We start from the raw sequence: 12,571 nt of genomic DNA on the forward strand, positions 1-12,571 counted from the left end.
GCGTGGACGCGTATTTTTGGATCATCCTCGTCGTCGGCCTGGTGTCCACGCTGCTATGCCTGGGTGCGGGGGTCCTGAAGAAGGCGCCCAACGATGCCACCATCCTCTCCGTCGTTGCAGTGGAAGTGGCCTTGGTGGTGTACCTGGTGGGTTCCATCGTCAGGGTTATTGCCGGCGAACCCATTGCCGGCGAGGCATGGGAGTTCTGGGGATATATGGCCACCGCCATGCTCCTGCCGCCGGCAGCGATCTACTGGTCCATCCTGGAGCGCACACGGTGGAGCAATTTTGTCCTCGCCGCAGTCGGCGTCACGGCACTCGTCATGGCTGCCCGAATGAACCAGATCTGGTACTGAAGTGGAAGAAGCAGCAGGAATGAAAGACAAGCAGGCCCAGGCGGCCACCGGTGAGGCAGCCGTCCGCAATACCCGCAACACCGGCCCCGGCCGCCTCCTGATCGCCGTGTACGGGGTCTTCGCCATCTCGGCCACCGCCCGTGCCGGCTACCAGATCCTCACTAAGTTCTCCGAGGCTCCACTGGCCTACCTGCTCTCCGCCTTCGCCGCCCTGGTCTACGTGGTGGCCACAGTGTCACTGGCCAAGGCCGGCAGCACCTGGTTCAAGGTCTCCCTTGCCGCAGTGCTGGTTGAACTGTTGGGGGTCCTGGTGGTGGGGACCCTGAGCATCCTGGATTCCGTGCAGTTCCCGCACGAGACGGTGTGGTCCCTGTTTGGCCGCGGCTACGGTTTCATCCCGCTGCTGCTGCCCATCCTTGGCCTGGTGTGGCTCTACCGGCGCCGGCCTTCGGCGGCTGGACCGCGCGCACAGGCTTCCCGGTGAAGCCAAAGCAACCGCGGTGGCGCCGGGGCGTCCGAGTGTCAAGGGCAGCACAATGAATCCGGGTAATCTTGAAGAGTTCCGCGGCCGGCATGGTTCCGGAACGTCGATGCAGGCAGCTTAAGGCGAGGGTGATGGTTTACATCTGGAACGATCCGTCCGATGTCCCGGCGGATTTCGGCCCATCGGTTGTCACTTTCGGCAACTTTGACGGTGTCCACCGCGGCCACCAGCAGGTTCTGTCCCAGCTGATCCGTTCGGCCCGCCTCTCCCGCGCCAAGGCTGTTGCCGTGACGTTCGACCCCCACCCCGCGCTTATCCACCGGCCCGAGGCCGCCCCGGAGCTGATCATGGGCCTGGACGACAAGCTGGAGGCGCTGGGCGAACTGGGACTGGACGCCATCCTGGTGGTCAAGTACTCGCTGGACCTCGCCAGCCTCACCGCAGAGGAATTCGTGGAGCAGTACCTGGTGGACTGCCTGCACGCCAGCCACGTGGTCATCGGCCACGACGCCCGCTTTGGACGGGGCAACTCCGGCGACCTGGACACCATGAAGGCGCTGGGCGACAAGTTCGGCTTCGACGTCCAGGTCATCAGCGAGTTCGGTGCCGAGGGCTACCCCCTGCATGACGACGACGGCACGGACCGGCGCTGTTCCTCCACCTGGGTGCGCGAAGCCCTGCAGGAGGGCGACGTCGCCACCGCCGCCTCCGTCCTGGGCCGCCCGCACAGGATGCGCGGCGAGGTGGTCCACGGGGCTGCCCGCGGCCGGGCTCTCGGCTTCCCCACGGCCAACCTCTCTTCGAACGCCTCAGGGCTGATTCCCACAGACGGCATCTACGCCGGCTGGCTGGTGGACCAGGCCGGAACGCGGTGGCCGGCAGCGATCTCAGTAGGGTCCAATCCCACGTTCGACGGCGTGAGCCGCCAGGTTGAAGCGCACGTGATCGACAGGCCCAAGGAGGCCGTGGAGGACTTCGATCTGTATGGCCAGACAGTGATTGTTGAATTCGTGGCGCGGCTTCGCGGCATGGTGGCCTATCGTGGCCCTGAGGCCCTGGTGGAACAAATGCGGCTGGATGTGGCCCAGGCCCACCAACTCCTCGGCGGCCGCTGATTCCAGCATCCGCCGGAGCTTCAGCAACCGGGTGAGCACAACGAAAGGCAGCACGTGTCCGTCGAAAAGAACACCCGCAAGCTGGATAAGGGGATCGTCCGCGACTTCAGCTCGCGGATGAGCTACGCCTCCTACCTGCAGCTTCCCACGCTGCTCAGCGCCCAGCAGCCGGTCAGCCAGCCCGAACACCACGATGAGCTCCTGTTCATCATCCAGCACCAGACCACGGAGCTGTGGCTCAAACTGGTCCTGCACGAGCTGCGGAGCGCGGCCGCCTGGCTCCGGGAGGACGATCTCGGTTCGGCGCTCAAGGGCATTGCCCGGGTGAAGCACATCCAGAAGACCCTCACTGAGCAGTGGTCCGTCCTGGCTACCCTTACCCCCACCGAGTATTCGCAGTTCCGCGGGTTCCTCGGCAACTCGTCGGGGTTCCAGTCCGCCCAGTACCGAGCCGTCGAATTCGTTTTGGGCAACAAGAACCGCAAGATGCTTCCGGTCTTCGAATCCGACCCCGAAGCGCACGCCATGCTGGAGGAACTGCTTGCCGCACCCAGCATCTACGACGAATTCCTGGCCTACCTCGCCCGCAAGGGTTTCGACGTGCCCCGTTCGGTCCTGGACCGGGATGTAACCCGGGCGCACGAGTTCGCCCCGGAACTGGTCCCGCTCTTCAAGCACATCTATGAGAACGCGGCGGACAACTGGGCGGCCTACGAGGCGTGCGAGGAACTGGTGGACCTGGAGGACAACTTCCAGCTCTGGCGGTTCCGGCACCTGCGCACCGTCCAGCGGACCATCGGGATGAAGACAGGCACCGGGGGATCCAGCGGCGTCACCTTCCTGCAGAAGGCACTGGAACTGACGTTCTTCCCGGAACTATTCGCTGTCAGGACGGAGATCGGACAATGAGCATCCACCAGGAAAACCCCACCAGGGTGACCGCCGACGAACTCCGCGCGCGGGCCGAAGAGCTGGACCGCCGGGACCCCCTGGCCCGCTGCCGGGACCAGTTCATCGGCGCGGACACGCCCCTGTCCTACCTTGACGGCAACTCCCTGGGCAGGCCGCTGAAGCGCACGGCCGACGACGTCGCCTCGTTCATCCGCGACGAATGGGGCGGCCGCCTGATCCGCGGCTGGGACGAAAAGTGGCTCAGCATGCCGCAGGCCATCGGGGACCAGCTGGGCCGCGCCGTCCTCGGGGCAGCGCCGGGGCAGACCATCATTGCCGATTCCACCACAGTGGTCCTCTACAAGCTGATCCGCGCAGCCCTTGCCGCGGTGCAGGACCCCGACCGCAACGAGCTGGTGCTGGACACCGAAAACTTCCCCACCGACCGCTACCTGGTGGAGGGGATTGCCCTCGAGGAAGGCCTGACCCTCCGCTGGATCGAGCCCGACCCGGCGGCCGGGGTGACCCTTGAGCAGGTGCGCCAGGAAACCGGGCCGCGGACCGCCGTCGTCCTTCTCAGCCAGATCGCGTACCGCTCCGGCCACCTGGCCGACCTGCCCGCGATCACCGCGGCAGTGCACGACGCCGGTGCCCTGGTGGTGTGGGATCTTTGCCATTCGGCGGGGTCGGTGGAGATCGACCTGGACGGCGCGGAGGTGGACTTCGCTGCCGGCTGCACCTACAAGTACCTCAACGGCGGCCCCGGATCGCCTGCCTTCGCCTACGTCAATGCCCGGCACCTGCCCTCGCTGAACCAGCCCATCTGGGGATGGATGGGGCGCAAGGACGCCTTCGAAATGGCCGCCGGTTATGAACCGGCCGCCGGCATCCGCGGCTTCCTCAGCGGCACCCCCGCCATATTCGGCATGATCGCCATGCAGGGCACCCTGGACCTCATCGAAGAAGCCACCATGGCTGCCATCCGGGAGAAGTCCCTGGCGCTGACCGCGTTCGCGGTGGACGTCTTCGACGCCTGGCTGGCCCCGCTGGGTGCAGAACTGGCGTCCCCGCGGGACCCGGGGGAGCGCGGAGGCCACATCACGGTGGATCATCCCGATTTCACCAAGGCCACCGTGGAAGCACTCTGGGAAGGGGACGTAATCCCGGACTTCCGCTCTCCGCACGGCATACGGGTGGGATTGTCGCCCTTAAGCACCAGTTTCACGGAAGTCCTCCAAGGCATGGCGGCCATCAGGGACGGGCTCCAGGGCTGAGGAGCGCGCTGTTTCGACAAGGTTAGGCCGGGGCCGGTAAACTGGACGATGGATCCGGCTGCAGTCCGTGGCGGCTGGTTCCTGTTGCAGTCCACCTGCTCCGGTTCGCCGGATCAAGGCGTACCCGGCAGACCCGGCAGTGATTTTCTGACCTGGGCCCTCACGGCACATTTTCTAGGAGTTATTGTGGCACTTGACGCCGCTGTAAAGCAGTCCATCATCAAGGAATACGCAACCGCCGAAGGCGACACCGGTTCACCGGAGGTCCAGGTTGCTGTCCTGACCCAGCGGATCAAGGATCTGACTGAGCACATGAAGGAGCACAAGCACGACTACCACACCCAGCGCGGTCTGCTGGCCATGGTTGGTCGTCGCAAGCGTATGCTGAGCTACCTCAAGAAGACTGACATCGCCCGCTACCGTTCGCTCATCGAGCGCCTCGGCCTGCGCCGCTAGTCTGGCTTCGGGCGGCCCTTTCCTTCCGGAACGGGCCGCCTTCTTCAAATAAAAACTAAACAGGAGGATCAACCGCATCACGCATTCGCGGTCCTCGGTAGTGATCCCCGGGAGCGGCTTCGTTGACTGAAGCCGGCGGCCCGTGGGTCTCGATCGATGACCGGGTGCAGGGCCAGTAGACAGATGCTGGCCGGGTTGATGCGGCTGGACTTCCGTCAAACAGAAACGGAGGTGACTCTCTTGGAGGGTCCCGAAATCCAGTTCTCGGAAGCAGTCATTGACAATGGCCGTTTCGGCAAGCGCGTAATCCGCTTCGAAACCGGCCGCCTTGCCAAGCAGGCAGCCGGCGCAGCCATGGTGTACATCGACGATGACACCGCACTGCTGTCCGCCACCACTGCCGGCAAGCACCCGCGTGAAGGCTTTGACTTCTTCCCGCTGACGGTCGACGTCGAAGAGCGCATGTACGCTGCCGGCCGCATCCCGGGCTCGTTCTTCCGCCGTGAAGGCCGCCCGTCCACCGAAGCCATCCTGGCCTGCCGCCTGATGGACCGCCCGCTGCGTCCCGCCTTCATCAAGGGCCTGCGCAACGAGGTCCAGATCGTGGTCACCGTCCTGGCCATCAACCCCGACGAGCTGTACGACGTGGTGGCAATCAACGCCTCCTCGATGTCCACCCAGCTGTCCGGCCTTCCGTTCTCCGGCCCCATCGGCGGCGTCCGCGTTGCCCTGGTCAATGACGAAAACGGATCGCAGTGGGTTGCCTTCCCCAAGCACTCGCAGCTGGAAAACTCCGTGTTCAACATGGTTGTTGCCGGCCGCGTTGCAGGTGACGACGTCGCCATCATGATGGTTGAGGCCGAAGCAACCGACAACTCCTGGAACCTCATCAAGGAACAGGGCGCCACCGCCCCCACCGAAGAGGTTGTGGCCGAGGGCCTCGAGGCTGCCAAGCCGTTCATCAAGGCACTCTGCGACGCCCAGGCCGATCTGGCCGCACGCGCTGCAAAGCCCACTGTCGAGTTCCCGGTCTTCCTGGACTACGAGGACGACGCTTACGCCGCCGTCGAATCCGCCGCCGCCGAAAAGCTTGCCGCTGTCTTCCAAATCGCCGACAAGCAGGAACGCGACAACGCTTCCGACGCGCTCAAGGACGAGGTCCTCGCCAACCTGGCCGGCCAGTTCGAAGGCCGCGAGAAGGAACTGTCCGCAGCCTTCCGCTCGGTTACCAAGCACGTGGTGCGCCAGCGCATCCTCAAGGACCAGATCCGTATCGACGGCCGTGGCCTGACGGACATCCGCCAGCTCACCGCAGAGGTTGAGGTCCTGCCCCGCGTTCACGGTTCGGCCATCTTCGAGCGCGGCGAGACCCAGATCATGGGTGTCACCACGCTGAACATGCTCAAGATGGAACAGCAGATCGACTCGCTGTCGCCCGTCACCCGCAAGCGCTACATGCACAATTACAACTTCCCGCCGTACTCCACCGGTGAGACCGGCCGCGTGGGCTCGCCCAAGCGCCGCGAAATCGGCCACGGTGCCCTGGCAGAGCGCGCCCTGGTGCCCGTACTGCCGTCCCGCGAGGAATTCCCGTACGCCATCCGCCAGGTGTCTGAGGCTCTCAGCTCCAACGGTTCGACGTCGATGGGTTCCGTTTGCGCCTCCACCCTGTCCCTGCTGAACGCCGGTGTGCCCCTGAAGGCCGCCGTCGCCGGCATCGCCATGGGCCTGGTTTCCGACCAGGTTGACGGTCAGACCCGCTACGCGGCACTGACCGACATCCTCGGCGCCGAAGACGCCTTCGGTGACATGGACTTCAAGGTTGCCGGTACCGCTGAGTTCGTCACGGCCATCCAGCTGGACACCAAGCTCGACGGCATCCCCGCTTCAGTGCTGGCAGCAGCGCTGAAGCAGGCCCGCGAGGCCCGCCTGCACATCCTCGAGGTCCTCAACTCGGCCATCGACACCCCGGACGAGCTCTCCGAGTTCGCACCGCGCGTCATCGCCGTCAAGATCCCCGTGGACAAGATCGGCGAGGTCATCGGCCCCAAGGGCAAGATGATCAACCAGATCCAGGAGGACACCGGCGCGGACATCTCCATCGAGGACGACGGCACGGTCTACATTGGCGCCACGAACGGTCCGTCTGCAGACGCAGCACGCTCCGCCATCAACGCCATCGCCAACCCGCAGGTCCCCGAAATCGGCGAGCGTTACCTGGGTACGGTCGTCAAGACCACCACATTCGGTGCCTTCGTGTCGCTGACCCCGGGCAAGGACGGCCTCCTGCACATCTCCGAGCTCCGCAAGCTGGCCAATGGCAAGCGCGTGGACAACGTCGACGACGTTGTTTCGGTGGGCCAGAAGGTCCAGGTGGAAATCACCAAGATCGATGACCGTGGAAAGCTCTCGCTCGCTCCGGTGGTTGCCGAGGAAGAAGGCGCGGAGGCCGACACCGAACGCGCCCACACCACGGAGCCCGCTGAAGGCGCTGAGGTCTAACAGCCCGGGCTTCCCGGCATAAGCACGAATCGGCGGGACCGGTGGATGATCCACCGGTCCCGCCGCTGTTACGATGGCAGCCAGATCCGGCTGCCCGTCCTGAAAGGCATCAATGACTGTTGTACCCCTGCCGCTTGAGCAGAACCACGCCGGCGACACCCTGGTCCATGGCTCCGACGGCGGGTCCGAGGTCCGGCGTTCAGTGCTGCCAGGGGGAGTGCGGGTACTCACGGAGGCGATGCCCGGCCAGCGGTCGGCAACTATCGGGTTCTGGGTGGGCGTGGGGTCCCGGGACGAGGCGCCCGGCCAGCACGGCTCCACCCACTTCCTGGAGCACCTGCTGTTCAAGGGCACCAGGCGCCGGACGGCCCTGGAAATCGCCTCTGCCTTTGATGAGGTGGGGGGCGAATCAAACGCGGCAACAGCCAAGGAAAGCACCTGCTACTTTGCCCGCGTCCTGGACTCCGACCTCCCCATGGCCATCGACGTCATTGCGGACATGATCACCGGGGCCGTGCTGGATCCTGACGAGATGGAGCAGGAACGGGACGTCATCCTTGAGGAAATCGCGATGGACAGCGATGACCCCACGGATGTGGCGCATGAGCACTTCGTCGCCGCGGTCCTCGGCAGCCACCCCCTTGGGCGGCCGATTGGCGGCACCCCGGCCGCCATCAAGGCCGTGGCCCGCGATTCAGTGTGGGAGCACTACCGCCGGTACTACAAGCCTGAAGAACTGGTGATCACCGCTGCTGGCGGCCTGGACCACGATTTGGTGTGCGGACTGGTGGTGGATGCCCTGCAGACCGCCGGGTGGTCCCTGGAGGCCGACGCCGCGCCGGTGCAGCGGCGTTCCACCGAGCGTGCCCTGATCACGGGAACTGCCGGCCTGCACGTGGTCAAGCGCGCCGTGGAGCAGGCAAACATCATTATGGGATGCCCCACGATCGTTGCCACCGACGAACGGCGCTACGTCATGAGTGTCCTGAACGCGGTCCTCGGTGGCGGCATGTCCTCCCGGCTGTTCCAGGAGGTCCGCGAGAAGCGTGGACTGGTGTACTCCACCTACTCCTTTGCGTCGTCCTACGCCGACGCCGGCTATTTTGGAATGTACGCCGGCTGCACCCCGTCGAAGGTCCGGCAGGTGGTGGACCTGCTTGGTATCGAGCTCGACAAGCTCGCCGAACACGGAATTTCCGACGACGAACTCCGCAAGGCCGTGGGGCAACTCGGCGGCGGAATTGTCCTGGCACTGGAGGACACCGGCTCCCGGATGTCCCGGCTGGGCCGCGCCGAACTGGTGTCCGGTGAATACCAGGACATCGATGAAACCCTGCGGCTGATCAAAGCCGTCACCACCGAACAGGTCCAGGAACTTGCAGCCGAACTCGCTGCCGCGCCGCGGACCATCACTGTCGTAGGTCCGTTCGACGAGACGGAGACCTTCGGGCTTTAGCGTCCGGCGACGCAGGATGCGGCTGCCGTGGACAGCGCTGCGGTGGGCACTGCTCCCACGGGCCACTGGCGTCACGGCCCTGCAGAGCCCATCCTGAGGGAAGAATGATCTTCGGCAGGAGGTGGCGGAACGGTGAACGGGCCAACTGTGGAGCGCACACATCCAGCCTTATCTGACCTGCCGGGTCACTGGCGGGGCCGCACGCACGTGGCTTCCGGTCCCTGGGGACCGGAGCACAGCGTGGACGCGGAGGTGACCTACCACCAGGTGGCGGGAGGCCTCGGTGTAGTGCAGAGCTACCGGCACGTTGAGCCGGACGGGAGCCACTTCGAAGGCCACGGCATTTTCACGGTTGATCCGGTCCGCAACGATGTGCTCTGGTATTACGTCGACAGCACCGGTGCGCCGCCAGGCAGCGCCGCCCGCTGCACGTGGCGCAACGGCGTCCTGCGGGTTGAACGCCGCAGCGACGCCGGGTGGACACGCCATTCCATCAAAATCGAGGGAAACGTCCTGACCCACGTCACCGAGTTGCATGTGGTAGGCAAGGACGACGGCGGCGACGCCCCTGACGCTGCTACCAACGGCAAGGCTTCGCCCTACAAGCCGTTCATGCGCTCAGAGTTCCACCGGGTCTGACCGAAGCTGCGGCTTATGTCAGCGTCCAGGTCAAGCCGCGGACTTGATGATGCGAGTCCTGGGCGCACCGGCCAGCGCAGGGGCGTTGGCAGGGGAATGCCACACGTGTTCGCGCAGGTTCGAGAGCAATCGCTCCGCCTTGTCCAAATCCGCGAAGTCCAGCTCAACCACAATGTAGTGCGGGTCCCCGACTGGTTGGCCAATCCGATGGGAGAGCACCCCCGAAGCCGCCCTGTTGACCGGGTCGCGGTCAAAAGCGGTCTTCCAGGTTTGGAAGTCCGTGATGGTGTGTTCGATCTGCAGGGTGTACATCGGAGTCTCCTCACTCGTCCGGCGACGTGGGCGCTGCCCACGTCGCCAACATAGACGGCACGGTCCCTGGCCGGTATCCCAGAAATCTGGCGGCGGGCGCGTCGGGTCCAGTGGTGCCGGCGGGAGCATACTGGGGGAATGAAGAGGGCCTGGGCGATGGCCCGAAGCCTTGAACGCATCCGGGTTCTTGCTGGATCCATCCGGGACCACCAGGCTCTCCGAAAAACCGTGCTCACGGAAGTGGGCACCATGGTGCCCTTCGACGCATTTGTCTGGCCTCTTTGCGACCCCCGTACGACGGTAGGCATGGCACCTCGGGCCAGGATTCCCTGCCCGGAGGAACTGCCAGCACTCATCCGCCTCAAGTACCTTTCCCCTCCGGCGCGCTGGACCGGGTTGATGGCTTCTTCAGTCCCCGCACTGAGCCTCCAGCGCGCAACCCAGGGTGATCCTGCCCGCAGCCTGTTGTGGAGGGGAGTGCTGAATCGCTACGACGTTCGGGACGTGCTGTCAGTCGTCTTCGCCGACCAGCACGGGTGCTGGGCCTGGCTTGATCTCTGGCGGACGGGAGAGACAGGCGACTTCACGGAAGAAGAAACCACTTACCTGGCTGAGCTGGCAGCGGCACTGACACCGGGATTGCGTCGTTCCGTGGCCTGGCAGTTCCATGCAGGAACCATGCCGGAGGTTATGGTTGGGCTGGAACTGGCTTCCCAGAAAGGTGACTCGGCGCTGCCCGGTGCACCTTCTGGACAGGACCTGGTCCCTGGGCCGTATACCGGGAGGCAGGAATTGCCTGAGCAGGGTGTCCTGACCCTGAACGAAGATCTCGCCGTCGTTGGCCGGACTGAATCGGTCAACGAGTGGCTCCATCTGTTGCAGCCCGGTCCCATTCCGCATCACCACGTTCCGGCCGAGGTGCTGAATGTTGCTGCGCAGTTGCTCGCGAGGGAAGCCGGAGTGGACCGCCATGATGCGGAGAGCAGGGTACATATTGGTACTGGCGAATGGGTCCTGCTCCGAGCCAACAGGATTGCTCCTGCCGCAGAGGGTTCGACACCGCCGCTCGCCGTTACCATTCAGGGCTGTATGCCTTCCGACCGGGTGGAAGTCTTTGCACGTGCATTCAGCCTTACGCCGCGGCAGAGGCAGCTGTTGTGGTTGGCTGCCGCCGGTGCGGACACAGTAACCATGGCGGAGGCCCAGGGAGTGACGCCATACACGGTCCAGGACCAGTTCAAGCAGATTTTCCTGAACTGCGGAGTCCACAGCCGGGCGGCATTAATGGCCATGGCGCTCGGAACCGGCTCACGGGGGTAACAATGGCTGCTTGGAACGACGGACGGTGGACAGTGGACCACCAGTGTTGCCAGCGCAGGGTTCAGCAGGAATATTCATGTCAGCAGCATCTGCCAGTTCGTTTCTGGATCCGGCGGCAGGCGGAATGGCATGGCGTAGAAGTCGTCCCACAGCGGATCGGCCAGTGAGAGTTCGTCCGGGTCAATGAAGCGGTCATCGGGTGGCTCTCCACATGGCACCTCTGGTAAGTCCAGCCAGTCCGGGATCTCGGCTAGTGATTCCAGGATTCCTGGTGGCCAGTGGGTCGGGTTGGGGTCTGGGTGTTCGGGTTTGTAGTGGCGGCCTGTGGGTGAGGTCCAGCCGGGCGGTCCGTTGTGGGTTGCGCGGTCGGGGATCCATGGCCGGGCGTGCTTGAGCCGGTGATGTTTTGGGCAGAGTTGTGCCAGGTTGCTGGTGCCGGTGGTGCCGCCGTTTTCCCAGGCGGTGAGGTGGTCGCTCTCGTTGTCAGGGGTGCGGTTGCTGCAGCCAGGGAAGCTGCATTTGCCGTCCCGCATCCGGATCCACTGTTTGATGGTCTCCGTGAGCGGTAGCGCGTGCGGCCAATCTCCAAGGGCGCGCCGTCGCGGGGGTCGATCAGGACCCGGTAGAACGAGTCCGCCCCGTCCGCGACGAGTTTGCGTGCCATGGAGGCCGGGATGGGGCCGTGGCCGTCCAGCTCTGCGGGTTCGTCCGTGATGCCGAAGAGGGAGAACACCGGGACCATGACCAGCACGTCGGCCCGCGGGGCGGGGACCTTGCCTATCTCCATGAGGCCCGCCGCGCCGGCCGGGCTGCCTGCACCCAAAGCGATTTGGGGACTCGTGGTGTTCCCGGCGCCCGTAGCGCTGCTGGTCTCGGAGCCCGCGGCGGCGTCAGCGGCATTGGTGGTGTCTCTGTTAGCAAGCAGGCTTGCGCCGAGGAGCAGTGATGCTGCGATGTCGGGGCGGAGTTGGGTGATGGTGCGGGGTTCGTCGGGGCCTTGGAGGCCGCGGGCGGTGGCGGTGGTGCGGTTCCAGATCGCCGAAGCGGTGTGCCCGGGGAGGCGGAGCGAGATCCAGGCCATGCCGTCGCGGTCCGGGGTGTATTCCATCCGCCGGTCCGCCACACCCTTCGCGTGGCGTTTCTGCAGGCTTTCGGGGTGGTGGCGTTCGCGCCAGGCGCGCACCCTGGCGCGGAACCGGGACGGGACGAGCTCCCCGGGTGCGGCGCCGCGGGCCAGGTTGGGTGCGTGAGAGTCGAAGAAGTGCGCCACCAGCGCGGCGGCACCGGCCGGGGTGAGCCCTTCGGTTTCGTCGGCAATGATTTTGGCGTGCTGCCAGGACAGTGCCCCGGCGGACAAAGCCTCAAGGACCGGTGGCAGGGAGCAGACCCGCCGGGACTGTTCCACGAAGGCCCCGGCGGCCCCGGAGCTGATGGTCAGGATCCCCGCGATTTCCTCTACCGCTGACATCTCCGCATACTTGCGTTCATGCACCGGCGCGTCCGGAGCAAGCATTGCGTGCTGGAACCCGACGCACTCCACCGCATCGCGGGCTTCCACGGCGGCCAGCTGAGCCCTCAAACGGGACGAGACTTCCAGCCGGGCCAGCCGGAGCTCGTACCGCCGCTGCAGCACATTAACATCAGGACCAACACCCACCCCGGCAGCCAGGAAAGAGTCCTCAGCAGCAAGCGCATCAAGCGCAGCGACAGAGGTATGAACACCCTCCAAAGCCACACCAACACCGCTGCTGATTCTCATGGAAACA

14 protein-coding genes and 1 pseudogene are annotated in these 12,571 nt (G+C 65.1%); 12 read left to right on the plus strand and 3 right to left on the minus strand.

Features of this window, described 5'->3' with window-relative positions:
- Positions 1 to 2: 2 nt before the first annotated feature.
- The 9 genes from FBY36_RS16260 (at position 3) to FBY36_RS16300 (ending at position 9,173) form a co-directional block, all read left to right on the plus strand.
- A complete protein-coding gene (locus FBY36_RS16260) occupies positions 3 to 356 on the plus strand; it encodes a hypothetical protein (protein WP_142121052.1) in 354 nt (117 codons plus the stop codon).
- A gap of 19 nt (positions 357 to 375) precedes the next feature.
- On the plus strand, positions 376 to 840 hold the full coding sequence (locus FBY36_RS16265; protein ID WP_142121054.1) for a hypothetical protein: 465 nt from the start codon (positions 376 to 378) through the stop codon (positions 838 to 840).
- Positions 841 to 971: 131 nt separating this feature from the next.
- Positions 972 to 1,955, plus strand: a complete 984-nt coding sequence (locus tag FBY36_RS16270; protein WP_142121056.1) for a bifunctional riboflavin kinase/FAD synthetase — start codon at positions 972 to 974, stop codon at positions 1,953 to 1,955.
- Positions 1,956 to 2,009: 54 nt separating this feature from the next.
- Positions 2,010 to 2,864: a tryptophan 2,3-dioxygenase gene (gene kynA / locus FBY36_RS16275; protein WP_142121058.1), complete on the plus strand. Its 855-nt coding sequence runs from the start codon at positions 2,010 to 2,012 to the stop codon at positions 2,862 to 2,864.
- On the plus strand, positions 2,861 to 4,120 hold the full coding sequence (locus FBY36_RS16280) for a kynureninase (protein WP_142121061.1): 1,260 nt from the start codon (positions 2,861 to 2,863) through the stop codon (positions 4,118 to 4,120). Before kynA ends, FBY36_RS16280 begins: the two co-directional genes overlap by 4 nt.
- A gap of 186 nt (positions 4,121 to 4,306) precedes the next feature.
- The gene (gene rpsO, locus FBY36_RS16285; protein WP_043452786.1) at positions 4,307 to 4,576 is read left to right on the plus strand and encodes a 30S ribosomal protein S15; all 270 of its coding nucleotides are present in this window, start codon (positions 4,307 to 4,309) and stop codon (positions 4,574 to 4,576) included.
- Positions 4,577 to 4,816: 240 nt separating this feature from the next.
- Positions 4,817 to 7,078 carry a polyribonucleotide nucleotidyltransferase gene (locus FBY36_RS16290; protein WP_142122680.1) on the plus strand — a complete coding sequence of 754 codons (2,262 nt, stop codon included), beginning with the start codon at positions 4,817 to 4,819 and terminating at the stop codon, positions 7,076 to 7,078.
- A gap of 112 nt (positions 7,079 to 7,190) precedes the next feature.
- Complete coding sequence (locus tag FBY36_RS16295) at positions 7,191 to 8,534, plus strand: M16 family metallopeptidase (RefSeq protein ID WP_142121063.1); 1,344 nt, start codon at positions 7,191 to 7,193, stop codon at positions 8,532 to 8,534.
- 147 nt (positions 8,535 to 8,681) lie between these two features.
- The gene (locus FBY36_RS16300) at positions 8,682 to 9,173 is read left to right on the plus strand and encodes a DUF1579 family protein (RefSeq protein WP_142122681.1); all 492 of its coding nucleotides are present in this window, start codon (positions 8,682 to 8,684) and stop codon (positions 9,171 to 9,173) included.
- A gap of 30 nt (positions 9,174 to 9,203) precedes the next feature.
- On the opposite strand, the gene FBY36_RS16305 is transcribed toward FBY36_RS16300, so the two are convergent.
- A complete protein-coding gene (locus FBY36_RS16305; protein WP_142121066.1) occupies positions 9,204 to 9,485 on the minus strand; it encodes a hypothetical protein in 282 nt (93 codons plus the stop codon).
- A 138-nt stretch (positions 9,486 to 9,623) separates the two neighbouring features.
- Between FBY36_RS16305 and FBY36_RS16310 the strand changes: the two genes are divergently transcribed.
- On the plus strand, positions 9,624 to 10,805 hold the full coding sequence (locus FBY36_RS16310) for a helix-turn-helix transcriptional regulator (protein WP_142121068.1): 1,182 nt from the start codon (positions 9,624 to 9,626) through the stop codon (positions 10,803 to 10,805).
- Between the two features lie 74 nt (positions 10,806 to 10,879).
- Here FBY36_RS16310 and FBY36_RS21080 read toward each other — a convergent pair whose 3' ends face one another.
- Together FBY36_RS21080 and FBY36_RS21085 are read right to left on the minus strand one after the other, a co-directional pair.
- A complete protein-coding gene (locus tag FBY36_RS21080) occupies positions 10,880 to 11,023 on the minus strand; it encodes a hypothetical protein (protein WP_327436705.1) in 144 nt (47 codons plus the stop codon).
- 219 nt (positions 11,024 to 11,242) lie between these two features.
- Positions 11,243 to 11,338: pseudogene (locus FBY36_RS21085) on the minus strand (HNH endonuclease signature motif containing protein); the annotation flags it as partial.
- A gap of 149 nt (positions 11,339 to 11,487) precedes the next feature.
- Here FBY36_RS21085 and FBY36_RS21155 point away from each other — a divergent pair.
- Both FBY36_RS21155 and FBY36_RS21160 read left to right on the plus strand, forming a co-directional pair.
- Positions 11,488 to 11,751: a hypothetical protein gene (locus FBY36_RS21155; protein ID WP_442858248.1), complete on the plus strand. Its 264-nt coding sequence runs from the start codon at positions 11,488 to 11,490 to the stop codon at positions 11,749 to 11,751.
- 300 nt (positions 11,752 to 12,051) lie between these two features.
- Complete coding sequence (locus FBY36_RS21160; protein WP_442858249.1) at positions 12,052 to 12,270, plus strand: hypothetical protein; 219 nt, start codon at positions 12,052 to 12,054, stop codon at positions 12,268 to 12,270.
- Positions 12,271 to 12,571 lie beyond the last annotated feature (301 nt).

The organism is Arthrobacter sp. SLBN-122 (assembly GCF_006715165.1).
In the GTDB taxonomy this organism is placed as follows: domain Bacteria; phylum Actinomycetota; class Actinomycetes; order Actinomycetales; family Micrococcaceae; genus Arthrobacter.